The 24,250-nt window shown below is 34.5% G+C and carries 19 protein-coding genes; 10 read left to right on the forward strand and 9 right to left on the reverse strand.

Annotated features, from left to right (window positions below):
• The first annotated feature begins 108 nt into the window (after nucleotides 1–108).
• From HGC4_RS12835 to HGC4_RS12855, 5 genes are all read left to right on the forward strand, one after another.
• A complete protein-coding gene (locus HGC4_RS12835; RefSeq protein WP_050710541.1) occupies nucleotides 109–828 on the forward strand; it encodes a YebC/PmpR family DNA-binding transcriptional regulator in 720 nt (239 codons plus the stop codon).
• Nucleotides 829–965: 137 nt separating this feature from the next.
• Nucleotides 966–1,382 (forward strand): hypothetical protein, encoded by a 417-nt coding sequence (locus tag HGC4_RS12840; protein WP_050710542.1) that lies wholly within the window; start codon nucleotides 966–968, stop codon nucleotides 1,380–1,382.
• Complete coding sequence (locus HGC4_RS12845; RefSeq protein ID WP_050710543.1) at nucleotides 1,375–2,304, forward strand: FAD:protein FMN transferase; 930 nt, start codon at nucleotides 1,375–1,377, stop codon at nucleotides 2,302–2,304. The genes HGC4_RS12840 and HGC4_RS12845 overlap by 8 nt, the downstream gene beginning before the upstream one ends.
• Nucleotides 2,305–2,364: 60 nt before the next feature.
• The gene (gene rsxC, locus HGC4_RS12850; RefSeq protein WP_050710544.1) at nucleotides 2,365–3,657 is read left to right on the forward strand and encodes an electron transport complex subunit RsxC; all 1,293 of its coding nucleotides are present in this window, start codon (nucleotides 2,365–2,367) and stop codon (nucleotides 3,655–3,657) included.
• On the forward strand, nucleotides 3,647–4,726 hold the full coding sequence (locus tag HGC4_RS12855; protein WP_050710545.1) for an RnfABCDGE type electron transport complex subunit D: 1,080 nt from the start codon (nucleotides 3,647–3,649) through the stop codon (nucleotides 4,724–4,726). The genes rsxC and HGC4_RS12855 overlap by 11 nt, the downstream gene beginning before the upstream one ends.
• Before the next feature lie 79 nt (nucleotides 4,727–4,805).
• Here the strand turns inward: HGC4_RS12855 and HGC4_RS12860 are convergent, their stop codons facing one another.
• Nucleotides 4,806–6,317, reverse strand: a complete 1,512-nt coding sequence (locus tag HGC4_RS12860) for a catalase (protein ID WP_050710558.1) — start codon at nucleotides 6,315–6,317, stop codon at nucleotides 4,806–4,808.
• Nucleotides 6,318–6,505: 188 nt separating this feature from the next.
• Between HGC4_RS12860 and HGC4_RS12865 the strand changes: the two genes are divergently transcribed.
• Nucleotides 6,506–8,875, forward strand: coding sequence for a glycoside hydrolase family 20 protein (locus HGC4_RS12865; RefSeq protein WP_082204176.1), 2,370 nt, complete (start codon nucleotides 6,506–6,508; stop codon nucleotides 8,873–8,875).
• A 99-nt stretch (nucleotides 8,876–8,974) separates the two neighbouring features.
• On the opposite strand, the gene HGC4_RS12870 is transcribed toward HGC4_RS12865, so the two are convergent.
• The 4 genes from HGC4_RS12870 to HGC4_RS12885 all read right to left on the reverse strand — a co-directional run bounded on the left by HGC4_RS12870 (nucleotide 8,975) and on the right by HGC4_RS12885 (nucleotide 16,217).
• Nucleotides 8,975–13,222, reverse strand: a complete 4,248-nt coding sequence (locus tag HGC4_RS12870; RefSeq protein WP_050710546.1) for an acyl-CoA dehydratase activase — start codon at nucleotides 13,220–13,222, stop codon at nucleotides 8,975–8,977.
• Nucleotides 13,223–13,235: 13 nt separating this feature from the next.
• On the reverse strand, nucleotides 13,236–13,865 hold the full coding sequence (locus tag HGC4_RS12875) for a TetR/AcrR family transcriptional regulator (RefSeq protein WP_050710547.1): 630 nt from the start codon (nucleotides 13,863–13,865) through the stop codon (nucleotides 13,236–13,238).
• Nucleotides 13,866–14,008: 143 nt separating this feature from the next.
• Nucleotides 14,009–14,755 (reverse strand): 3-deoxy-manno-octulosonate cytidylyltransferase, encoded by a 747-nt coding sequence (gene kdsB, locus HGC4_RS12880; protein WP_050710548.1) that lies wholly within the window; start codon nucleotides 14,753–14,755, stop codon nucleotides 14,009–14,011.
• A gap of 73 nt (nucleotides 14,756–14,828) precedes the next feature.
• Entirely contained in the window at nucleotides 14,829–16,217 is a 1,389-nt protein-coding gene (locus HGC4_RS12885; protein ID WP_050710549.1) for an NfeD family protein, read from the reverse strand.
• 184 nt (nucleotides 16,218–16,401) lie between these two features.
• On the opposite strand from HGC4_RS12885, the gene HGC4_RS12890 reads away from it, so the two are divergent.
• Entirely contained in the window at nucleotides 16,402–16,773 is a 372-nt protein-coding gene (locus HGC4_RS12890) for a 2-amino-4-hydroxy-6-hydroxymethyldihydropteridine diphosphokinase (RefSeq protein WP_157258280.1), read from the forward strand.
• A 25-nt stretch (nucleotides 16,774–16,798) separates the two neighbouring features.
• On the opposite strand, the gene HGC4_RS12895 is transcribed toward HGC4_RS12890, so the two are convergent.
• Nucleotides 16,799–17,392 carry a DUF3109 family protein gene (locus HGC4_RS12895; protein WP_050710551.1) on the reverse strand — a complete coding sequence of 198 codons (594 nt, stop codon included), beginning with the start codon at nucleotides 17,390–17,392 and terminating at the stop codon, nucleotides 16,799–16,801.
• Nucleotides 17,393–17,681: 289 nt separating this feature from the next.
• On the opposite strand from HGC4_RS12895, the gene HGC4_RS12900 reads away from it, so the two are divergent.
• From HGC4_RS12900 to miaA, 3 genes are all read left to right on the forward strand, one after another.
• The gene (locus tag HGC4_RS12900; protein ID WP_050710552.1) at nucleotides 17,682–18,398 is read left to right on the forward strand and encodes a 2-phosphosulfolactate phosphatase; all 717 of its coding nucleotides are present in this window, start codon (nucleotides 17,682–17,684) and stop codon (nucleotides 18,396–18,398) included.
• A 160-nt stretch (nucleotides 18,399–18,558) separates the two neighbouring features.
• Nucleotides 18,559–19,113, forward strand: a complete 555-nt coding sequence (locus HGC4_RS12905) for an IS1096 element passenger TnpR family protein (RefSeq protein ID WP_050710553.1) — start codon at nucleotides 18,559–18,561, stop codon at nucleotides 19,111–19,113.
• A complete protein-coding gene (miaA, locus tag HGC4_RS12910; RefSeq protein ID WP_050710554.1) occupies nucleotides 19,113–20,018 on the forward strand; it encodes a tRNA (adenosine(37)-N6)-dimethylallyltransferase MiaA in 906 nt (301 codons plus the stop codon). Before HGC4_RS12905 ends, miaA begins: the two co-directional genes overlap by 1 nt.
• An 846-nt stretch (nucleotides 20,019–20,864) precedes the next feature.
• On the opposite strand, the gene HGC4_RS12915 is transcribed toward miaA, so the two are convergent.
• The 3 genes from HGC4_RS12915 to mtaB are packed head-to-tail and all read right to left on the reverse strand — an operon-like array spanning nucleotide 20,865 to nucleotide 24,109.
• Nucleotides 20,865–21,899 carry a glycosyltransferase family 2 protein gene (locus tag HGC4_RS12915; protein WP_050710555.1) on the reverse strand — a complete coding sequence of 345 codons (1,035 nt, stop codon included), beginning with the start codon at nucleotides 21,897–21,899 and terminating at the stop codon, nucleotides 20,865–20,867.
• The gene (locus tag HGC4_RS12920) at nucleotides 21,896–22,789 is read right to left on the reverse strand and encodes a lysophospholipid acyltransferase family protein (protein ID WP_050710556.1); all 894 of its coding nucleotides are present in this window, start codon (nucleotides 22,787–22,789) and stop codon (nucleotides 21,896–21,898) included. The genes HGC4_RS12915 and HGC4_RS12920 overlap by 4 nt, the downstream gene beginning before the upstream one ends.
• Nucleotides 22,790–22,798: 9 nt before the next feature.
• Nucleotides 22,799–24,109, reverse strand: a complete 1,311-nt coding sequence (mtaB, locus tag HGC4_RS12925; protein WP_050710557.1) for a tRNA (N(6)-L-threonylcarbamoyladenosine(37)-C(2))-methylthiotransferase MtaB — start codon at nucleotides 24,107–24,109, stop codon at nucleotides 22,799–22,801.
• Between the last annotated feature and the right edge of the window lie 141 nt (nucleotides 24,110–24,250).

The following is a 24,250-nucleotide window of genomic DNA, read 5'->3' on the forward strand; positions in this document are numbered from 1 at the left end:
ATATTTTTTTGTAGTTATCAAAAGGTCTTACTCTTAATAGTTTCTTCTGTATGCTATTTTTTATACTTTTGTAGCCAGAAAAGAAATTAATGAAATATAATAATAGATATGGGAAGAGCATTTGAATACCGAAAAGCAACGAAGATGAAACGTTGGGGCAATATGGCTCGTGTATTTACTAAATTAGGAAAACAAATAACTATTGCAGTTAGAGAGGGAGGACCTGAGGCTGATACAAATCCTCGTTTGCGTGTATTGATACAGCAATCGAAGAAAGAGAATATGCCAAAAGAAAACGTTGAACGTGCAATTAAGAAAGCTATCTCTAAGGACGAATCGGACTATAAAGAAGTTACTTACGAGGGATATGGTCCCTTTGGTATTGCAATTGTAGTAGAAACGGCAACAGACAATCCCACTCGTACAGTTGCTAATGTGCGTAGTTATTTCAATAAAAATAATGGATCATTAGGAACAACAGGTAGTTTAGAGTTTCTATTCGACCATAAATGTGTATTTAAAATATCACCTAAAGAGGGTGTTTCTCTAGAAGATCTTGAACTTGAACTTATCGACTATGGTGTAGATGAAATAGAGCAAGACGAAGAAGATATACTTTTATATGGTGAATTTAAATCTTACTCGGATATTCAAAAATATTTGGAGGAAAACGGATTTGAAATTCATAGTGCTGAGTTTGAAAGAATTCCACATGAGCTAAAAGAGGTTACTGAAGAGCAAAGAGCCCAAATAAATAAGCTTTTGGATAAGTTTGAAGATGATGAAGATGTTCAGAATGTATTTCATAATATGATGCCTGAAGAATAATTGACTATATCTATAAGTTGAAGAATCTTATTTGTTATTAAATAAGATTCTTTTTTTATTATAAATAGTTAATTAATACTCAATACGACTACGTATTGAGTATTTTTGTAAGTAAAATAACTTAATGTCTAGATAAAATGACAACTGTAAAGAAGATTATTCTTTTTCTGTTTGGTATTGTTTTGATAGTCTTTGGAAACAAGGCTGCAATAGATACTATATTTAAGGATAATGATGGCTTAAAAGCCCCTGATTCAGAAGAAAAAGAGATTGCAAATAAGAATCTTGTAATCACAGAGGAAGTAGATACAAAAGAGACAGAGGTTATAACTCCTAATAATGATAGCTCTTCACCTAAAGAGGAGGAAATAAAGGTTTCGGAAGTCTCAAAGAAAGAGATATCCAAGGCTTCTGAGCCTAAACCTAAAGATAATAGCGTAAAAGAGCAATCTGCTAAGGTTGCTGAAAAGAAAGAAACGCCAAAAGTAAAAGAGGCTGCTGCTCAAACAAAGATAGAACCAGTACAAGAAGAATCTGCTGCTGCAAGTGAATGACGGACTTTTATATAAAGCTCAGGTGCGATGGTTATTCCATGCACATATTAAGATAAAAATACCGGTTTTCTGTGATGAAAGCCTGTTTGATGAACTATTTGCTATATTAGAAGATGTTGATAAACATTATAATTCATATAGCGAAGGTTCTTTTTTTGATTTAATAAATAAGAATGCCGGGCATTTTGTAGAAGTAGATGAGGAGACTATAAGTTTATTGAGACAGCTTATATACTTTTCGGACTTGTTTGATGGTGGCTATGATATCACCGTAATGCCTTTGGTTCGCTTATGGGGTTTTTATAAAGATGAAGCCCCTCGTTTACCATTGAAAGAAGAAATTAAGGCTACCAAGAAGTTAGTCAACTATAAGAAAATAGAAATAGAAGGCTCTAAGGTTCGGATTGCAGAAGGACAGGAGATAATTACAGGTTCGTTTATGAAGTCTTATGCAGTGGATAAACTGGTTCAGAAAATGAGAAAAGAAGGTATTACCGATGCCATTATTAACGCAGGAGGTAGTACGATCAAAACGCTAAATAACTCGGTACATCCTTACTGGGTTGTAAATGTAGAAAACTCATTGAAAACAGATGATAACTTATTTAAGCTGAAGGTTTCTAATGCTTGTTTTTCGACTTCGGCACAAACAAAGACTTTTGTAGAGATTGGTGGTAAAAGATATGGGCATATCATTAATCCAATAACAGGTTATCCTTCCGAGAATAAGCAAATTGGCATTATATCAACCAATTGTTTTGTGGGCGATATTATATCAACAGGTTTATACAATCAGACATTAGATGGTTTCACGGAGAAAATGAAGCTATTATCAAGTCAGTTTGATGTTGAGGGCTTTTTAATGGATAAAAATAATAGCATTCGTTTTTCGGATGGTTTCGAAAAGTATATTATACAATAGAGTGCAACAATAAAAGGTCTTAAGACCTATAAAGAAGCAACCTTAACAGAGCATAAAATTATGATGCATATTTTTTCGATGAAGAGGAAAACCAAGCAGATGAGTATATCGGATATTCCTGATGCTCCTGCCTTGTATTTGCCTTTATTACAACATATAGGACAAGCGGCAATGCCTATTGTAGATGTGGGCGAGTATGTTTTTAAATATCAGATCATTGCGGAAGAAACACGTAATCTATCAGCTAATATTCATGCTCCCGTTTCGGGAACTATCAAGGCAATAGAGTTGCATCCTTTGGCTGACGGAACTTTAGTTGAAACTATTGTTCTTCAAAATGATTTTCAAAATAAAGAGATCGAAAGACCAACATTAGAGGCTGATAACTTAACTGCAGAGGAAATACTAGCAATAATAAAAGGTGCAGGTATAGTAGGAGAGGGAGGTGCTCAGTTTCCTACCTTTGTAAAATACAATCTCTTGGGTAAAAAAATCAATACTTTTATAGTAAACGGAACTGAGTGTGAACCTTATCTTACAGCAGATTATGCTTTAATGAGGGATAAAACAGAAGAGCTTTTTCGTGGCATTTTATTGATTAATAAAGTACTGCAAGCGCATGAAATAGTTTTGTCAATTGAAAAACAAAATAAGGAATTACTGGATGTTTTTCGTCCGTTTCTATCTCAACCCGAATATAAAAATATAAGAGTTGCGATATTACCCAATCAGTACCCTCAAGGTGGAGAATTACAACTTATAAAATCTATTACAGGAAAAGAACTACCTCGTGGAGTTTTACCCAAAGATGAAGGTCTGATGGTTAGTAATGTAGGTACAATTCATGCAGTGTATAATGCTCTTGTAGAGCAAAAGCCTTTAACAGAGCGTATAATTACGATTTCGGGAGAACAATCTAAAAAATCAGGAAACTATCTGGTTAAGATAGGTACGCCGATAAGTCACATTTTAGAGCATCAGAGTTTAACAAATACTTTGGATGATAAACAATTGGTACTAGGTGGCCCTATGATGGGGAAGAATATCACTAATACTTCTGCACCAATAGTGAAAGGTGCATCGGGAGTTCTATTTTTCAAAAAGAAGGAGATCAAGAGAAATAATTGTATTTCGTGTGGATATTGTGTTGATGTATGTCCTATGAAATTAATGCCTCTTGTCTTTGCAGAAAAGTATAGAACAGGAAAGTTTGTGGCACTCGAAAAATACAGTTTAAATTCTTGTATAGAATGTGCTGCTTGCGAATATATTTGTCCGACAGATGTTCCATTGATGGAAAGTATTAAAGAAGGAAAAATTAAACTTAAAGCGTTGTTGACTCATGCAAACTGATAGTAAAACTATATATACCCCCTTTGTAAGAGCTAAAGATAGTGTTTGGGAAGTAATGTCGGATGTTTTACTGGCACTTGTTCCCTGCGCAGCTATTTCGTACTTCGCTTATGGAGAAGCTCCTCTATTCGTCATGTTCGTTGCTGTAATAAGTGCTATGATTGGCGAATTTATATTTGCAGGAATATTTCTTAAAAAATGGGATACACTGCTTGATGGTTCGGCAATAGTAACGGCTATTTTGTTGGCTTTTACCTTAGCTCCCTTTACACCATGGTATGTGGTCGCTTTTGGTTCGGCTATGGCTGTAATTTTCGGTAAAATATTATGGGGAGGATTAGGACGGAATATGTTTAATCCAGCTTTGGTTGGACGTGAGTTTATGACCGTATTCTTTCCTCTTGTAATGACCTCTCGAACTATTTGGTATAATAAAGATTATGTCAATTTTCAGGATCTAAATATCTTCAATTTCTTAGGAAACGGAGGTTTTACTGAATACCTCAATTCTATATTCTTTAAAACATCGGGTGCAATAGGCGAATATTCGGTTATACTATTAGTCTTGGGTGGATTATATCTTCTTTTGCGTAGACGTATTTCGTGGCATATACCATTCGGATTGTTGGTTACTTTTTTCATCTTACTACAAATATTTGCATTTAAAGACATAAAGTTTTCTTTAGGAGGAATATTATTAGGAACCTTATTTATGGCTACTGATATGCCATCAAGTGCATCTACTAAGATGGGTAAGTTATATTATGGTGCTATGATTGGTCTGGTAGCCATGCTATGTTTATTAAATGATGTAAAATACGAATATATGTCGTATTCTATCTTACTGGTTAATGGTTTTGTGATTCCTATTAATTGGATATTTAAAACTAATGTATGGGGAGAAAAGGTGGCTATATTGCCTAGAGTAGGCAATGCTGTTTTACTAACTATCGCAATTGTTGTCGCAACTTTTGCTTTAGTATATCTTCATCATTATGATTTGGTGAGGTATCTGATTTTTGCTTATATACTATATATAATAAGTAGATTTTGTTTTTCAAAACGATAAAATGAAATTGAAGAAAGAAATAATAAAAGCCCGATAGTTTTTTTACTATGGGGCTTTTATTATATACTACAAATTGTAATTACTGTGCAGTAGCTCTTACTCTATCTTCTTGACTCATTTCAGCTAACTGTTTTACTCTGTCAACACTTAACCCTAAGCCTTGTGCAATACGTGTTCCGTATTCGGGGTGAGCTTTGTAGAACAATGCCGTTTGGCGTAATTGAATGCGTTGTTGTGCATTTTTTATATGTCCTACAATATTATTAATTAGGTTGGTTTTGTCATACTCACTTAGTACACGACCATATAATTCTCCAGTCTGTACAAAATCGATATCACCTAAAGGATATTCATGTCGTGCAGCTAGTCCTTGTACATCCAATGCAGGAGGTGTAAACTTTGCATCGGGTGCAGGACCTTCGAACGAATTAGGATAGTAATTGGGTGAAGGTGCATCGTTACGAGTATTCATATAACTATCTCGTTGATAATTATGCATCGGACATTTTGGTGCATTTACAGGCAATTGGTCGAAGTTTGCGCCTAATCTATGTCTATGTGTATCGGGATAACTAAAAAGACGTACTTGCAGCATCTTATCGGGTGAAGCAGCTATACCGGGAACGAAATTTCCGGGAGAGAAAGCGGCTTGTTCAATTTCATTGAAATGATTATCTGGATTTCGGTTTAATACAAACCGACCTACGGGAATCAATGGATATTCGCCTTGATACCATACTTTGGTAATATCAAAGGGGTCAAATTTATAATTGTCAGCTTCTTCGGGTGTCATTATCTGAACATAGGCATTCCATGCAGGATAATCGCCTTTCTCTATACTTTCATAAAGATCGCGGGTTGCATAGTTGGGATCTGTTCCTGCTAATTCGGTTGCTTGCTCATTAGTAAGATTTTTCACACCTTGTGCTGTTTTGAAATGCCATTTTATCCAAACATGTTCGCCTTTGGCATTATACCACATAAAAGTATGACTTGAGAAACCATGCATGTGACGAAAACCATCGGGAGTACCTCTATCCGAGAAAAGAATAGTTACCTGATGAATACTTTCTGGCGTGAGAGACAGAAAATCCCAGAATGCATCAGGGTCGGGTAGGTTTGATATTGGATTTCTTTTTTGAGTATGAATAAAATCCGGAAATTTAATACCATCTCTAATGAAAAATACGGGAGTATTATTACCTACCATATCGTAGTTTCCTTGATCAGTATAAAATTTCAGAGCAAATCCACGAGGATCTCGTGCTGTATCAGCAGATCCTTTTTCACCACCTACTGTTGAAAATCTGATTAATATATCTGTCTTTTTTCCGATCTGAGAAAGAAAATCGGCACAAGTATATTTTGTAACATCATTTGTAACTTCAAAATAACCAAAAGCTCCAGAGCCTTTAGCATGTACAACTCTTTCGGGGATACGTTCTCTATCGAAATGTGCTAGTTTTTCGATCAAGTGGGTGTCCGAAAGTAAAGTCATTGTAGGATTTTGAGTTGTAATCGAAGCCTGATCATTGTCAACAGGAGCACCTTGATTAGTAGTTAAGGTTTTCTTTTTTTCTTCTTCTTTCATAGTTGTAATTAGTTTAGTATTATATGAGATTGATATATTTTTCCAGTATGTGGTTTTATCAGAACTCGTTTGTGTATCTTTTGATAACACAGAAGGTGGCGAAAAGTTTATAAAATTTAGAATTTTTTCACTATGTAATTTATTTGTATATTTATTGTCTTTAATTCTCAGTTATAACCAAATTAACCATGACACATTTCCATACACTAAAAAAAAATGTAACCTTAAGACTATCCATAATCACAATTTTTTCTCTATTGTTTTTATTATCTGCATGTAAAGATGATAACACGATCAAAGAAGCAAATTATAGCATAGTTCCTTTACCTCGAAAAATAGTTCTTCACGCTGAAAGTGAACCTTTTATTTTAAATAAATCGACTAAAGTATATTATGTAGAACATGATAATGAATCACATCAATTGGCTTCTTTTCTATCTGCATATATAAAAGAATCAGTAGGTATCGAGCTCCAACTGACTAGTAAAGATGAATCTAAGAATATTATAAAATTTAAAGTTGATAGTACACTAAATCTAAACCCTGATTATTATAAACTGTCTGTAACAGCAAATAATATAATAATACATGGTGCTAGTGCATCAGGTGTATTTTATGGTATTCAGACCTTGCGGAAATCGCTACCCATAGATAAAACTAACAAGGTGTCTTTGTCTGCTGTTGAAATTGAAGATTATCCTCAGTTTTCGCATCGAGGAGCATTATTAGATGTTTCACGTCATTTTTATTCTGCTGATTTTATTAAGAAGTATATAGATGTGTTGGCATTGTTCAATATGAATGTCTTTCATTGGCATCTGACGGATGATCAAGGGTGGAGAATCGAAATAAAGAAATATCCTAATCTTACTAAAATAGGTTCGCAAAGATCAGAAACGGCTATCGATCGACATTCTGAAGAATATGATAATACACCTTATGGTGGTTTTTATACTCAAGACGAAATAAAAGAGGTTATAGAATATGCACGTCAACGCTATATAACAGTTATCCCCGAAATAGATATTCCCGGACATACATTAGCTGTTCTTACATCTTATCCCGAATTAGGATGTACCGGAGGACCTTACCAAGTAGGGCGAGGTTGGGGGATATTTGAGGATGTTCTTTGTGCAGGAAATGATAGCGTATTTACATTTCTTGATGATGTATTTACTGAAGTAGCAGACTTATTTCCTGCTAAATATATTCATATTGGAGGTGATGAGTGTCTTAAAAATAGGTGGATGGCTTGTCTTAAATGTCAAGCAAGGATAAAAGATTTAGGAATTAGAGAGACAAAAGAGCATTCAACAGGAGAACAGCTGCAAAGTTATTTTATCCATCGGGTGGAGGAAATAATAAATAAGAAAGGTAAATCTATAATCGGTTGGGATGAAATATTAGAAGGAGGTATTGCGCCTAATGCTACAATTATGTCGTGGAGAGGAACCGAAGGTGGAACTTACGCAGCTAATAAAGGGCATGATGTTATAATGACTCCCGAATCGCATGTTTATCTGGATTATTATCAATCGTCAAATGTTGATAGTGAACCTTATACTTTTGGTTGGTTAACCAATTTGGAAAAGGTATATAGTTTTGATCCCATTCCAGCTGAATTACCAAAAGACAAACGAAAGCATATTTTAGGAGGGCAAGTAAATGTTTGGGTAGAATATATACCTACCAGCAAAAGTGTAGAATATATGTTATTACCTCGTATGGCTGCATTGGCTGAAACGTTATGGTCATATCCTCAAGAAAAGAATTATAATGACTTTGTTGAAAGAATGTATCGTCAATCTCTATTGTTGGATAAACTAGGTTATGCAAACAATAAGCAGGCTTATGGGGTACAAGCTAAATATGATTATGATACGGTAAAGAGTGAGATAAAGATAATATTGTCAACATTTGATAATGCTCCCATTTACTATACTTTGGATGGAACTGAACCGACAGAAAAGAGCCTTAAATATTCACAACCTATTGTTATTGCTAAGTCGACAGGCTTAAAAGCTGTTGTGGTCAGAGAGGGTAAGCAAAGTGAAATGTATTCAAAGGAATTTTCTTTTAACAAAGCTACAGTGAAGCCTATTGAATTAAAAAATCAGCCGGATAATAAATATACTTTCAATTCTCCGATAACATTGGTAGATGGAGAAAAAGGATATAAGAATACTTATCGTACAGGCTCGTGGCTTGGTTTTTTAGGAACGGATATGATAGCGACGATAAAATTAGGTGAGCAAGTTTCAATTTCCTCGGTGAAATTAAATCAATTCATAAATAGTCGTGGTGGGCTTTTATTTGCCAGATCAATAACTATTGAAGTTTCAGATGATGGAAAAACTTTTAGCCAAGTGCATCATAAAACGTTGCCTATTCTTAATGAGCATATTAAACCTCAGGTGTTTGATGTAGAAGCAAGTTTTGATACTATAAAAACTAACTATATCAGAGTAACTCTAGAGGCTATTAATAAATTACCGTCATGGCATGAAAAAGCAGGGGCTAAGGCTTATATAATGGTTGATGAGATAGTTGTAGAATAAGAAAAAGGAGAGTTTGATGGCTCTCCTTTTTTATTTAAGTATTTAAATGTATTTAATACTATACTTGTCAAAGCGGTAATTAAAGTCTAAGACTTTAATTTATGAGATCATAAAATGTAGACGATTCTGTAGATTTACTTCAGCAATACCTCCATCGATATCAAGATATAGGATGTTCATATCAGGATATAGAGTTTTCAATCGCTTCTCAATTCCTTTAGCTACAATGTGATTAGCTATACATCCGAACGGTTGAATGCAGACGACTTTATTAACTCCCTTACGTGCGTAGTGAGCTATTTCCCCTGCAATAAGCCATCCTTCACCATATTGATTAGATAGGCTTAATACTTCGGAGGCCGCTTCAGCTTTAGCAAAAATAGACTCGGATACTTCGTAGTATTTGAAATTGGTCATTATCTTTTCGAACTTCTTAATCTTGCTATTGATCCAAGTCCAGATAAGAGGTTGCATCGCTTTTTCGAAAATTGTTTCTTCTTTCAGACCGTTTCTTACATCTTCCTTATTGTTTACAAAGAACTGTATCAAGAAATCTAAGAGTGGAGGGCACGAAACCTCTACTTCTTTAGATCTCAGCCATTCAGTTATATTTGCCTGAGCATAATTATTGTATTTAAGGAAAATTTCACCTATAAGACCCACTTTAGTATATTGTTTCTCGAAAATAGGAACATTATTGAAATCGGCAACAGCCTCTTTTAATAATCGGCGTAGTGTTTTGGGCGAATTTGCTCTTACTCCGTCTATACCTCTTTCTATATAGAAATCAAATACCTGTTGCGATGCACCTTTTGTCTTTTCACGTACTGTTATAGCACTATGCATTTGTTGTAGAGCATCCGAATAAAGAACAAGATCAACAGCTATTTTAGCTAGTTTTTTCCAGTCGATATTGAATTCACTTTCCTCATTTTGATATGAGTCTCCAGACGAAAGGGCTATAACCGGAATGTCTCTGAATCCAGCATTTTGTAATCCGCTCTTTATTTGAGCCAGATAATTGGTTGCACGACATTGTCCACCTGTTTGAGTAATTGCCAGAACAACATCTTGTACATCGTAATCACCCGATTGTAAAGTATTTATAATATCTCCCAATATAAGAGTTGAAGGGTAACAAACTTCGTTATTACCATACATCAAACCTAAATCGGCCGATACTTTATTTGATTTAGGGAGGTTCTGTATTTTATATCCAACCAACTCACCTAAAGCAGGAGCAAAAGGAGATAGAAAATCAGTAAACCAAGGGATAAGTATTGTTTTCTTTCGGTCCTCTTTAGTATAAGGTGTTCGATAACCTTCGTATGCAGGTTGAGGAGTTCTTTGTTCTAAAGTATTGATTGTTTTTAAAGACTCAACTAATGAACGTAAACGTAATCGGATAGATCCCGGACTGGCTATCTCGTCAATACGCAGAACAGTAAGGTTCTTACCTGCTGCTTTTAATATATCTTGTGTCTCATCCATGAAAAAGGAGTCAGGGCCACATCCGAAAGAATTCAACTGAATCAATTGTATATTCTGAGGTAATTTTGCAACCTCCATAGCTGCTTGCACTACACGATTTGGATATGACCATTGAGATACAATGTTCAAACGTCCGAATCCCGAGCTTTCTTCTTTACGGAAAACATCATCAGTAAATACTGTAACACCAAGATCTGACAATATTTGTCCGACTTTTTGATGGATAAGTGGATCAGCATGATAAGGTCTGCCTGCAACAACAAAAGCAGTCTCGTTATTTTCAATAGCCTCGTTGAGCAAATCTTTTTGGCTTTCTCTTAGCTGTATTTTTATATCCGTTTTTACCTTCATCGCTTTCTCAAACGCTTTGCTGAAAACAGATTTTGAAACACCTAATGATAATAAATAGTCATAACAACCTTTTTCTAAAGCCTTATCGCTACTGAAAGTTATAACAGGTTTATCGAATGCAATACCGTATTTCTCATCGGGTTCTACTGAACTTCTGATAACTTCGGGATAGCCACTGACAACAGGACAGTTAAAAGAGTTGGACGAACTGCCAAATTCTTTTTCTTCCTTTGGTATAATAGGGTAGAAGATGCGATCGACTTTCTGTTCAATAAGAGACAATACATGCCCATGTACCAGTTTGGCAGGAAAGCATATATTATCGGACATTACACCACCCACACCTTTTTGATAGAGGGGAAATGTAGATTCAGGTGATAATCTTACATTGAATCCGCATTCTGATAGAAGTGTATGCCAGAAAGGATAATTATCGAACATATTCAAAACACGAGGTATCCCGATTGTTTTTCCTTGTTGGATATTGTCGGCATTTACCCCTCGGCTGAATAATATCTCATTCTTTTCATCAAAACCGTTATAGCCTCCTTTTTGTATAGAGCTTTTGCTGTAAAATATCTTTTCGCACTTATTACCTGCATAGCATAGATTGCCGTTCTCGAACTTGAATCGTAATACTGAGCAGTTATTGTTACAGCCTTTACATTGAAGTTCCCTAGTGTCAATGGCCTCTATATTCGGTAAAGATATTGCTTTGGTGTTAGGAATTGAGGTCTGTTTTTTCTTCCATAACCTTTGAGAATAAAGGGCAGCACCTAGGGCTCCCATTAATTCGGGGTGATCTGTGGAGCTGATAGATTTGCCCGAAAGCAATTCCAATGTGCGATACACTGCATCATTACGAAATGTACCTCCTTGAACAACAATATGATCGCCCAATTGCTTTAGATTCGATATTTTAAGAACCTTATATAAGCAGTTTTTTACAACAGAATAAGCAAGACCGGCTGCAATATCATCCATTCCTGCATTTTCACGAAGCGACTGTTTTACTTTCGAATTCATAAAAACAGTACAACGAGAACCTAAATCAGATGGATATTGTGCTATACATGCAGCGTGTGAGAATTCGCCTAAAGTCATGTTCATTGTTGATGCAAAGTTCTGCAAAAACGAGCCGCATCCGGCAGAACAGGCTTCATTGAGTTCAATATTGGAGATTACTCCATTTTCGGTGAATATCGATTTAATATCCTGACCTCCAATATCGAGAATGAAAGAAACTTTAGGATCTACATATTGTGCTCCTGATAGGTGAGCCATCGTTTCTACAATTCCGTAATCGAGCCCTAAAGCCGATTTTATCAGGTCTTCTCCATAGCCTGTAGCTGCTGAGGATAAAAACTTGTATGATACGCCTCTTTCTTCTGCTTTTTTGTAGAATTTAGAGAGTCCTTCAATGACTTTCTTTAGAGGGTTTCCCTCATTACTACCATAGAAACGATATATTATATTGGCATTGTCATCCATTACTACAATTTTGGTTGTAGTAGAGCCCGAGTCTATACCAAGAAAGCATTCTATTTCTTTTTTACTTCCCAGTTCTTGGAATTTGAGAGGCTTTATCTTTCTGTTTTTCTTCCATTCCAGATATTCCTCTTCATCTTTAAACAAAGCAGGTAAATAATTTTTCTGAGCTGTTGTGTTATCTTCAGATTTAGCAATTAGATCATTCAGATTGTGATGAGTTACATTCTTTTCCTGATATAATGCAGCACCCCAAGCCGGAAAGTATTCTCCGTTTTCGGGTAGTATAAAATCATTATCTTCTATCTTTAAAACTTCTCTGAATGAGTTCCGTAAAGCAGGAATAAAAGTAAGAGGACCGCCAATACATAGTATTTTAGGTGTAATATCGCAGCCTCTGGCAAGAGTTGTTACACTTTGAAGGGCAACTGCGTGAAGGATAGAACCCGATATATCAGATACTGGTATATTTCTACTTATCAGGTTTTGAACATCTGTTTTAGCGAATACGCCACAACGAGAAGCTATCGGGTAAATTTTATCAAATTTAAGAGCTTGGTTACCTAGTTCTTCTGTCGAAATATTCATTAGATTTGCCATCTGATCGATGAAAGCACCTGTACCACCGGCACAACTGCCATTCATGCGTATATCAGGGTGTTTACCTTCTTTAAAGAATACCATTTTGGCATCTTCTCCGCCTAAATCGATGAGAGTATGTGTATCCGGATATATTTTATTTACCACCTCTACTGCTGCTACTACTTCTTGTACAAAAGTGACGCCAATACGTTCGCCAATACCCATGCCTGCTGATCCTGTAATGTTTATACAGAATTCGCTATCAGGAAATTGTGCTGTTACCTTATTTAATTCTTCAGCAAACGATTGCTGAATGTTAGCCTGATGTCTTCTATAAGTTTTATAAATAATTTGAAAATCGGCGTCTATAATTACGATCTTGATAGTTGTTGACCCAACGTCAACACCCATCTTATATTGAAGTTTTGTGTGCATGTTTAGCAAATATTTAAGACGTGGTATTGGGTTGTAAAGCATTAATAGTAAACTCTACAACATATTTTTTATGATTGGCGATTAGTTCGCTGTACTTTTCTCTCGATACATCCATCAGTGCCATAGCTAATTCGCCAAACATAAAAGGAAATAGAGATAGAGAAAGTACATTCAGGAGAAAATCGGCAGATGGAGTTTCTTTTATAGTTCCTTTTGCAGATTCATCTTCGATGCGTTTCGCTATTGTTTCAAATGCCTGTAATGGATTCTTACTTTTTATTCTGGTCGTTAATTTTTCAGGATTCCGACTTACCTCATTTAAAATAAACATGGGTATTTGTGGATATTCAAAAAGAATCTCGTAATAGGTATTTATCCATGTTTCTATGAGTTCAAAAAATGGGACATCTGAACCTAGTGTGAGGAAAATTTTTTGAGTGAGTATATCTATAGCCTCTTCAAATATTATTTCAAACAAATTATATTTCGATTGAAAATAATAATTAACCATCGCAACATTTGTTTCTGATACTTTGGCAATATCCCTGATACTGGTTCCATTATATCCATTTTTGATAAAGAGAGTTTTAGCCTCTTTCAGTATGCGTTTTTTTACTTCGTGAGGGTCTTTGTCGCTGATCATATTGGGAGTAATAAATAGTGTTCTGTTTTAAACACTTGTTTAATTATGCAAATTAATGAAAAAAATAGCAACTAAACAAGTGTTTAGTTGCTAAAAATAAAAATTCAGGTCTAAAGCTACAATTGTACTAATATCACTTAGTTCTAGAAGTTTAGTAGCTTGATAGCTTTTTCCATATCTTCGGGAGTATCTATACCAATAGTTTCTATATCAGTAAGTCCTACTTTTATTTTATAACCATTTTCGATCCATCGCAGTTGCTCTAAAGATTCGGCAAATTCTAGTGTAGATTGTGATAAAAGAGTTATCTCTCTTAAAATATCTGCTCTATATGCATACATACCTATATGCTTATAAAAAGTATGCTTATTGAGCCATTCTTGATGATGTACATCTCTTATATATGGAATAATAGAACGACTAAAGTAGATAGCTTCACTATTCTTATTCAATATAACTTTAGGAGAGTTCGGATTAAATAATACCTCAAAACCATCTTCTTTTTTGAATGGTTTTACTAAAGTTGCCAATTCAGTTTCTTTCGTATCGAAACAAGCCTTTAGCGTCTCTATCTGCTGAGGTTGAATAAAAGGTTCGTCACCTTGTATATTGATTATAACATCAAATCCAAGTCCTATTTTAGTATAAGCTTCATTACATCTGTCTGTACCGCTTTTATGATCGGGTGAAGTTAATACCGCTTTTCCTCCAAAAGTTTCTACTGCTTTTATTATTCGTTCATCGTCAGTAGCTACCCAAACTTCATCCAGAGCTTTCTTTACTTGTTCGTAAACTCGTTGTATCATGGGTTTTCCTGCCATATTTGCTAAAGGTTTTCCGGGAAAACGAGACGATCCGTATCTGGCTGGTATAATTGCTATAAATTTCATATTTCTTTGTTATATCACTATCTAATCTTTATACTGTCTTTTATTACTATATTTATCTAAAGAAAAATACGTCTTAGACCTTTATTTCGACAACATACAATTGAGAGCTTTCGTATTTAATGACCTTAATGTTTTTACCACTTTCTATAAAACCTTGATTGGCAACTGCATCGTAATATTCTCCATCTATAATTACTTTTCCCGATGGTCTTAATACGGTGGCGGCATGCCCGATTTTTCCAATCATTAGTTTTTGTTCTTCGGGTACAGAGATAAATCCTTCCTGATCGCTAGTGAGTGCAATATTCCTGAATAAGCTTCCTTCCTTCCCAATCCTACTAATGAGAGTAATAATGAGAATAAACGACATAAAGACTCCCACAATAACAGTTACTAATGATTTGAGTGTTTGATCGGATGATACTCCTGTAAAGTCAAAATCAACATTACCTACTAAACTGAGGAATAATCCGGCAATGGTAAGTACGATACCACTGATACCTGCAACGCCAAATCCGGGTATGACGAATATCTCGAAGGCTATTAAAATAAGACCAATAACAAATATGATGATTTCCCAATTTTGAGCATAGCCATCCATATATAAAGGTGTAAAATACAACAAGGCTGCAGTTATAGCCATTGCAATGGGAAGACCTATCCCTGGTGTTTTCAGCTCTATGTATATTCCTCCTATGATAATCATAATGAGGATACTTTGGACTATTCCATTGGTGAGAATGTTTTTTATGTAATCGAAAATTGTAGGATTGTAGGTATGAATTTCATAATCCTCAATATTCATATGTTTTACTATAACTTCGGAAATGTTTTCAGCAATTCCATCACAATATCCCACACTAACGGCTTCATTAGCTGTTAAAGTCAAAACCTTGGTTGTATCGGTTAGTATTGGTATTACTACTCGTTCATCTACCATTGCTTCCGCTATTCTGGGATCTCGCTTCCATTTAAGTATGGTGTCGTTACTCTGAGATATAAGAGTGTCTTTGCCATGACTTTCGGCAGTAGATCTGATCAGTGACCGCATATAGGATTGATACTTATCGGGGGCTTTTTCTCCTAGAGCATCAACTACTGTTGCTGCTCCTATATTGGCACTGTTTCGCATGAAAATTTTGTCACAAGCAATAGCAATTAAAGCTCCGGCCGATGCAGCATTGTTGTTAATAAATACATATACAGGGATTTTGCTGTTGAGAATAGCTGTTCGCATCGAGTCGGCTTCTACTACATTCCCTCCATAGGTATTCATTTCAATAAGTATATAATCCGCTTTTTCTTTTTCGGCAAGGTGTAATCCGTTTTGAAGATATTGCCATGTAACTGGCCCTATCTCTTGTTTTATATTGATTTTGTATATAAGAGGCGTATTGTTATCGGCTATAAGCTGAATACATCCCACAAGAATTAAAAAAAGAAGAGTAAGTGTTTTTTTCATATAAGTAATTTCAACTGTTTATGCTATGTCTTATAAGTGTAAGTAATTTTCTATATTCTATTTATTTGCTAAATAAAAAGATCATAGGCCTTGTTTCTTTAGGGTATATGACCTTAAACAAAGATAATTCAAAATAATCAATCTGTAACTTTTTAATAAAATGAATGTATATTTGTATCCGATTATGAATACATTTATTATAAGCATGGGCTCGAACGAAAACAGGACAGAAAATATGTCTCGTTGCCGTTACCTGCTTAGTAAGTATTATCCCGATGTAATGTTTTCAGAAATGATTAACACCGAGCCTTTTGGTGATAATTATCAGAGTGATTTCTTTAATCAATTGGCATTGATTAACTCAGATGATGATGACTTAGCAATTACTGAAAGATTAAAGATGATAGAATCTGAAATCGGGCGACACGCAGAAGAAAAATCGAGAGGTATTATTAAGATAGATGTTGATCTGCTTGTTGTGAATGGGAATATTATTAAAGTCGAAGATTTTGAACGTCCCTATATAAATAGTCTATTCGAGAATTTTATTAAATAAATCCTCAGTATAAAAAAGGTTGACTTTATTTAGTCAACCCATTCTTTTTCATTTCTTTATATTCATCTGCCGCAATACATAATTCGTTATACCAAGCATTGCCGAACTTACGGATAAGAGGTTCTTTCAGGAACTGATAGATTCGTAATTCTTCTTTATTGCCTAATAACACTGCTGCTTTGCATATACGCCATCTGTGATAATTTACTGCTGTAAACTCTCTGAATTTTTCTAATCTTATAGGGTATAAGTGACAAGAAATAGGTTTGTAAAAATCGGTCTTGCCTTCTTTGTGTGCTTTTTCGATAGCACATTTACATATTCCTTTCTCATCATAGTATGTAAATACACAGTCTTTTCCATTCACAATGGAAGTAACCATGTCTCCATCTCTATCTTTGTATGCAACACCTTGTGCGTTGATAACTTCTTGAGCTTTGGGTGATAGATCGTCCCATATTGCGGGTAATAGCTTTTCGATAATTTCGACCTCTTCATTTTCTAGAGGAGCTCCCGATTCACCTTCTACACAGCATTCTCCTTGGCAGGCTGAAAGATCGCAGATAAAATTTTCTTCTATAACATCTAATGCTACTATGGCATCATCTATTTGTATCATTCTATTCTTTGTATAAAGTAAATGCCCGTTGCTTTATATGAGTCAGTTTTTTGTAAAAGCAAATAAATAGGCTTGATTTTTTAGTTGAGCGTGTAAAGATAGTGATTTTATATAAGTTTACTAAATCGGAATAAGTACTGTCTATAGCTTTTATAGCCTATTATTTTTTTGTAGCTTTGTTTATATAAGTCACATGCTCATTTATACAATATTTATGCAGATAATTTATTGTTGATTAATGCTTACTAAAGAAGTGGGACGATTTTAGAGCATAAAAGAATAGTTAAAGATGAAAATAGACGTTTGTTTTTCCCCGATTTTATATCCTTATTATGTAGAAAATAATGATACTATTGTAGTTGTAGTAGATGTTTTCCGTGCTACTACTACCATGTGTATGGCTCTTAACAATGGAGCTGCGAGTATTATGCCCGTAGCAACGGTAGAAGAGGCTAAGGCGTACAAAGACAAAGGGTATTTAGTAGGAGGAGAAAGAAATGTAGTGAAATTCGAATTTGGTGATTTTGGTAATACTCCATCTGAATATACTCGCGAAAAAGTAGAGGGAAAAGATGTTGTTATTTCTACAACTAATGGTACTCATGCCATAGATATGGCGGAAGATTGCTCTTGTCTGATAATTGGGTCTTTTTCTAATATTTCGACAATAGCTGATTTCTGTCTTTCTCAAAAGAAAGATGTTTTGGTACTATGTGCGGGATGGAAAGATAAATTTAATCTGGAAGATAGCTTGTTTGGCGGTGCTTTGGCTGAGATATTAGTTGACAAAGGAGGATATAATGCAGGCTTTGATGCTGCGGGTGTAGCTTTATCTATGTGGAAAGAGGCAAAGCCTGATATTCTCGCATATATAAAGAGAGGCGAGCATATGAAACGGTTGGAAGCACATGGGCTTTTGGATGTTGCCGATTTTTGTCTGCAATCAGATACAACACACGTTCTGCCTATTTACAATAAAAATACGAAAAAGATAACGATACAGTAATTTAGATATAATTCTTTTGTATAACTTTGAAAAATAAATAAGAACGCAAACCCTATTTGTTTCTTAGATAAATATCATAAGTTATGGTAATTATAATTAAACATTCAGGAAATAGATAGTTGAACATATTAATTAATAAAGAAAATAATTAGCTAGACTCATGGTATTTAGGTTTTTAATGTTGTCAGATGAAGTGGAGGATTTCAAAAGAGAAATTCAGATAGATGCTGATGCAACTTTTCAGGATTTACACAATGCTATTCTTTCATCAGTAGATTACAAAGAGGGTGAAATGTCTTCGTTCTTTATTTGTAGTGATAACTGGGAAAAAGAGCGTGAAATAACTTTGACCGAAATGGATACAAGTTCGGAAGAAGACTCCTATATAATGGAAGATTCTGTATTGAATGATTTCCTTGAAGACGAAAAGCAAAAACTTATGTATGTTTTTGACTATATGACTGAACGATCTTTCTTTATTGAACTAAGAGAGATTATTACAGGAAAAGACTTGGATGGAGCCATTTGTACAAAATCGATAGGTGATGCACCGGCTCAATTTGTAGATTTCAATGATTTCGAAGTAAAAAGTACGGTTATAGATACTGGTGAGAATTTTTACGGAGATGAAGGATATGATTTGGATGAATTAGATGCAGAAGGTTTTGATGGTTTAGACGATGCTCTGCCTCCGTCAGATGGTGAAAATTTTTGATGAAGAAACTTCTTGTACTGCTAGGTCCAACCGGAGTTGGTAAAACGGAATTAAGCGTGAGTCTTGCTGAATATTGGAATTGTCCGATAATATCAGCAGACTCACGTCAATTATATAAAGGTCTTTCGATAGGTACTGCCGCTCCTACCGAGAATCAATTATCTCGAGTTCCTCATTATATGGTCGGCACTCTTAGTGTTGAAGATTATTATAGTGCAAGTGAGTTTGAAAGCGAAGCATTAAAAATAATATCGCAGTTACACGAAACTTTAGATGTGCTTATTGTGACGGGAGGATCAATGATGTACATCGATGCATTATGTAAAGGGATTGACGAAGTTCCTACCATTGACGATGCTCTCCGCAAAGAGCTTTATGATCGTTATGAAAAAGAAGGGCTTGAACCTATTCGGTCACAATTAAAGATATTAGATCCTGTTTTTTATGATCAAGTAGATTTGAAAAACTATAAAAGAGTGATTCATGCTTTAGAGGTCTGCCTGATGTCGGGTAAGCCTTATTCTTCTTTTCGGACCAATACGGTAAAGCAGCGTCCTTTTGAAATCATCAAGATTGGATTGATGAGGGATAGGGAAGAGCTTTATCAAAGAATAAATATGCGTGTGGATGAAATGATGAGGGATGACTTATTAGTAGAAGCTGAAAAGTTTTATCCTTTACGAATGAATAACTCACTAAATACGGTGGGTTATAAAGAATTATTTAAGTATTTAGATGGTGAATGGACTTTAGATTTTGCAGTTGAGAAAATAAAACAAAATTCACGTATATATTCTCGCAAACAGATGACGTGGTTTAAAAGAGACACCGATATTACTTGGATAAATTTGTCCGATACTTCTCAAAATATAGCACTTCAAAAGATTATAGAAAAAGTTATGTGATATAGATATTTTATATCTTATATAAATAGAAACTCTATCAATGTATATTGGTGGAGTTTTTTATTGTCTATATATTAGGTGATTATGGTCGTGTATAGTCGGTGTGAAATGTTAAGTGGTTATTAATATATACTCTATTCTATATCAGTGTGTCAGATTTTTGCTGCGTGTAATTTGAATTTTTGTACAAGAGATTTTTTTTGTATGATACCTTTGTCTAAGTTTTATTGTCTCTGTAAAAGAAGAATTTAATTAGAATAACTTCTCATGTTATTTTGTATGGATTACGATTACTCTATTTTGGTCATCTTATTTTAGTACATTGTTTTTTATTGATAAAAAGGGTATATTTTCATATTGACGTTTTCTTTTATTCTTTTGGCGTATTTAAATCTTGTTGATGTACTTGATAAGGTGATTATTCCATTGGTGTATATAGATAGTCTTGTTATTGAGAAGATATATAGGTTTTTATGTTCTTGTTGGAAATGTAGAGAATGTTAAAATATTTATCTAGTTATAGTTGTATATATTGATGTTGTATGTAAGCTGATAATTGAGGTCTATTCTTTTTTGTTATATATAGATAGTCTTTGAAGGGTGTAATTCTGGAAGAGAATTATGTTAGAAAAAGAATAGAAAATGTTGTACTGTTTATTTTGAGCCAAAACTTGCTATTTGTTTTCTCAAGTATAAATATCTATTTTGGTTTTTCTGTGAGAATACAGTTAATAATGAGTGTTTTAATACTTTTATAGGCAGGTTTTCTCTGTCTGAGAAGCGAGTATTAAAATAAAGATTAAGAGAGTTACATAAATATATTATACAGAAGGAGTTGAGAGGCAGTTATTTTTGAATATTCCAAGAAAGAAGTTTGAATGTTTTATGTCCTTTTACATAAAATTGCCAAAGTAAACTATTAGGGTAAATTGTTTTTATATTCTCAGAGGTTTGTTTGTTTAGATTTTCATCTCTGAGGCTATTATAATTCTTTTTTATTTTTTTGAATTCAATATGTGCCTGATGTGTTGCTTTTGCACTACTAGTTTTACCTTTTAGTATCATTTGTAATGCAGCTAAATAATCTAAAAAGAATCGCACTTTATAAATTTTTCTAAAGGCTTTATCATCTAGATTTTTGTAGAGCATAACTAAGTTATTCCTAAAATTAAGAAAGGTCTTTTTGGGGTTCTCACCAGCTAAGGTTGCTCCACCTACATGATAAACTACCGATTGTGGAATACATACTACTTTAAGTCCCTGGGTATTAAGTCTCCAGCAAAGGTCTATTTCTTCCATGTGAGCAAAAAAAGATGCATCTAGTCCACCTGCTTTTAGATATTCTTTTGTGCGAATAACTAAACATGCTCCCGAAGCCCAAAATATATCAATAGGCTGGTCGTATTGATTTTCATCTTCCTCTAATGAGTCAAATATGCGTCCACGACAAAAAGGGTATCCATATTTGTCAATAAAGCCTCCTGAGGCTCCTGCATATTCAAAATAGTTTTTATTTTGTTGGGCAAGTATTTTAGGTTGAACTGCAGCAGCATCAGGATGTGTATCTAGAAAGCTAATCATTGGTGCTAACCAATTGGCAGTTGCTTCTACATCCGAATTGAGAAGTATAGAGTATTCGGTCTCTATTTGTTTTAGTGCTTGATTATATCCTTCAGCATATCCAAAGTTTTCAGATAATCGAATAATAGATAGAGTAGGGTAGTTTTCTTGAATAAAGGAGATAGAGTCGTCTGAGGAGGCATTATCTACAACAATAATGTCAGCAATATTGCTGTCTGTATATTTTACTACAGATGGAAGAAATTGTTCAAGAAGATGTTTTCCATTCCAATTAAGTATAACAACAGATACTTTTTTCATCTCTTTTCGAAATCTTCTTTCTTATGTTTCCAACGTTTGTGTGTCCATAGCCAATAAGCGGGATTATGTAAGATGGTTTTTTCCATCTCTCTAATATATCTTTCAGTGATTGTAAATTCAGGCTCTTCCTTAGGGTTTGCTGAGATTAGCTTCACTTCGCAATCGTATTTACCTCTTGCAACTTTTTTTATATCGAGATAAGTTATTGAGAAACCTGTTTGTTTAGATATTCGCTCTACACCTGTGAATACAGGAGTGTCCTGATTCATGAATGTAGTCCAATAATGTATATTATTCCAAGCTGGGGTCTGATCGGACATAAATCCGATAAGAACCTTTTGACCCGATTGCTTGTATTGAATAATAGATCTCAATGTATTGTTTTTGGAAATGCTGACACTACCAAATCTACTTCTTATTTTTAGGAATATATTATCGAAAGCTTTATTCTTGAGAGGGCGATATATCTGACCTAGCAAGGTGTCTTTATTAACATGAAGAGTGATTGATGGTACCCACTCCCAATTGCCATAATGACCTAAATACATAATAGCCGAATTCCCATCCTTCATAAGATCGTCAACCAATTCAATATTCTTAAAGTTGATGCGCTCCTTTATTTCTTCGTCTGTAATGTGAAGTAGTTTGATCGTTTCAACAAAGTAATCACAAAAATGATGATAGAATTGATGTTCTATTTCGAGCAATTCTTTTTTACTCTTTTCAGGAAAAGAATTCTTTAAATTGGTTCTTACAACTTTGCGCCTATATCTTACAATATAATATACGGGAATATATAATATATCGGATAGTATATATAGTACTCTTAATGGTAATAGAGCATGTATGTACAGTAAAGCGTATATTATTTTGTATATTATATAATTCATCTTCTTGTCTTATTGAAGAACTACTGCTGTTCCTTCCATGTTTAATCCTCCTAAATGTACTTCGCCTACTACGTTTACAAGTCGTTCGTCGTATTCGCGTTCTATTTTTACATAGTTTTCAGTAAAACCATACATCTTATTGTCATGAATAGAATGTTCAAACAGAGCTTTTCTTAATAAGCCTTGTTGAGAAAGGTAAAAATCTCTGAGTTTTCTATCCGAGATGTCAAGTAATGCTTTGCTTCTGGCATGCTTAGTTCTAACGTCCACTGCATAATCTATTTTTAGAGCTTGTGTATTTGGACGTTCAGAGTATGTAAATACATGGAGTTGAGAAATGTCAAGACTTTCAATAAATTGTCTGCATTCTTCAAAATATTCATCTCTTTCACCTCTAGTGCCGACGATTACGTCTACACCAATAAAGGCATGAGGAAGAACAGTTTTTATTTTTTCTACTTTATGTCTGAATAAAGCTGTATCATATTTTCTTTTCATTAGCTTCAATACAGTATCAGATCCCGATTGTAATGGAATATGAAAATGCGGAGCAAAACGTTTAGATCGTGCTACAAATTCAATAATATCATCTGTCAGCAGATTTGGCTCTATAGACGAGATGCGGTAACGTGCAATTCCTTCTACATTATCCAGAGCTTTTACTAGATCGAAGAATGTTTCGCCTGTGGTTTTTCCAAAATCACCAATGTTTACACCTGTCAATACAATTTCTTTACCTCCGTTTGCTGCAACTTCTTCGGCTTGCTTAACTAAATCGGCAACGCTTCCATTTCGGCTTCTTCCTCGTGCAAAAGGGATGGTACAGAAAGAACAGAAATAGTCGCAACCATCCTGTACTTTAAGGAAATATCTGGTTCTGTCATCCTTCGAGCATGAAGGGACGAATGTCTTTATATGATTAGTTTTACTGGTAAAAACGGTTCCTTTTTCTTTTTTCTTAAGTTCGTCAAGATAAGCTATTACATCCAGCTTTTGTTCAGCACCAAGCACAATGTCTACACCTTCTATGGAGGCTATATCATCGGGTTTAAGTTGCGCATAGCAACCGGTTACTATAACATAGGCTCCGGGATTTTCTTTAATTAGCTTTCTTACAGCTTGCCTGCATTTTTTATCTGCAAACTCAGTAACAGAACAAGTATTTATTACACAGATGTTGGCAATTTCCCCTTCTCGGGCTTTGCGTACACCTACTTCTGATAATTGTTTACCTATTGCCGAAGTTTCGGCAAAGTTTAACTTGCAGCCTAAAGTAAGATAAGCGGCAAGTTTATTTTCGAATATAGTATTATCTATCATTGATTTATTAAACAAATGTGACCAAGTATATATTGATACTCAGTAGAATATAATTATACATTATAAATTAACTTGCAAAAATACATAAAATGGATCAATATTGAAGTTAAAAAAGTTTGCAAATACCATTTCTGTATCTAT

It is taken from the genome of Dysgonomonas sp. HGC4, from assembly GCF_001261715.1.
Lineage (GTDB): Bacteria > Bacteroidota > Bacteroidia > Bacteroidales > Dysgonomonadaceae > Dysgonomonas_A.

Bases quoted from the DNA above. Each gene is read 5' to 3' on its own strand.
- HGC4_RS12875 (WP_050710547.1), bottom strand. From the start codon at position 13,865: ATGATCAGCGACAAAGACCCTCACGAAGTAAAAAAACGCATACTGAAA.
- HGC4_RS12855 (WP_050710545.1), top strand. From the start codon at position 3,647: ATGCAAACTGATAGTAAAACTATATATACCCCCTTTGTAAGAGCTAAA.
- HGC4_RS12865 (WP_082204176.1), top strand. From the start codon at position 6,506: ATGACACATTTCCATACACTAAAAAAAAATGTAACCTTAAGACTATCC.
- HGC4_RS12905 (WP_050710553.1), top strand. From the start codon at position 18,559: ATGGTATTTAGGTTTTTAATGTTGTCAGATGAAGTGGAGGATTTCAAA.
- HGC4_RS12840 (WP_050710542.1), top strand. From the start codon at position 966: ATGACAACTGTAAAGAAGATTATTCTTTTTCTGTTTGGTATTGTTTTG.
- HGC4_RS12835 (WP_050710541.1), top strand. From the start codon at position 109: ATGGGAAGAGCATTTGAATACCGAAAAGCAACGAAGATGAAACGTTGG.
- HGC4_RS12920 (WP_050710556.1), bottom strand. From the start codon at position 22,789: ATGAATTATATAATATACAAAATAATATACGCTTTACTGTACATACAT.
- kdsB (WP_050710548.1), bottom strand. From the start codon at position 14,755: ATGAAATTTATAGCAATTATACCAGCCAGATACGGATCGTCTCGTTTT.
- HGC4_RS12915 (WP_050710555.1), bottom strand. From the start codon at position 21,899: ATGAAAAAAGTATCTGTTGTTATACTTAATTGGAATGGAAAACATCTT.
- HGC4_RS12860 (WP_050710558.1), bottom strand. From the start codon at position 6,317: ATGAAAGAAGAAGAAAAAAAGAAAACCTTAACTACTAATCAAGGTGCT.
- HGC4_RS12895 (WP_050710551.1), bottom strand. From the start codon at position 17,392: ATGATACAAATAGATGATGCCATAGTAGCATTAGATGTTATAGAAGAA.
- mtaB (WP_050710557.1), bottom strand. From the start codon at position 24,109: ATGATAGATAATACTATATTCGAAAATAAACTTGCCGCTTATCTTACT.
- rsxC (WP_050710544.1), top strand. From the start codon at position 2,365: ATGATGCATATTTTTTCGATGAAGAGGAAAACCAAGCAGATGAGTATA.
- HGC4_RS12885 (WP_050710549.1), bottom strand. From the start codon at position 16,217: ATGAAAAAAACACTTACTCTTCTTTTTTTAATTCTTGTGGGATGTATT.
- HGC4_RS12900 (WP_050710552.1), top strand. From the start codon at position 17,682: ATGAAAATAGACGTTTGTTTTTCCCCGATTTTATATCCTTATTATGTA.
- HGC4_RS12870 (WP_050710546.1), bottom strand. From the start codon at position 13,222: ATGCACACAAAACTTCAATATAAGATGGGTGTTGACGTTGGGTCAACA.
- miaA (WP_050710554.1), top strand. From the start codon at position 19,113: ATGAAGAAACTTCTTGTACTGCTAGGTCCAACCGGAGTTGGTAAAACG.
- HGC4_RS12890 (WP_157258280.1), top strand. From the start codon at position 16,402: ATGAATACATTTATTATAAGCATGGGCTCGAACGAAAACAGGACAGAA.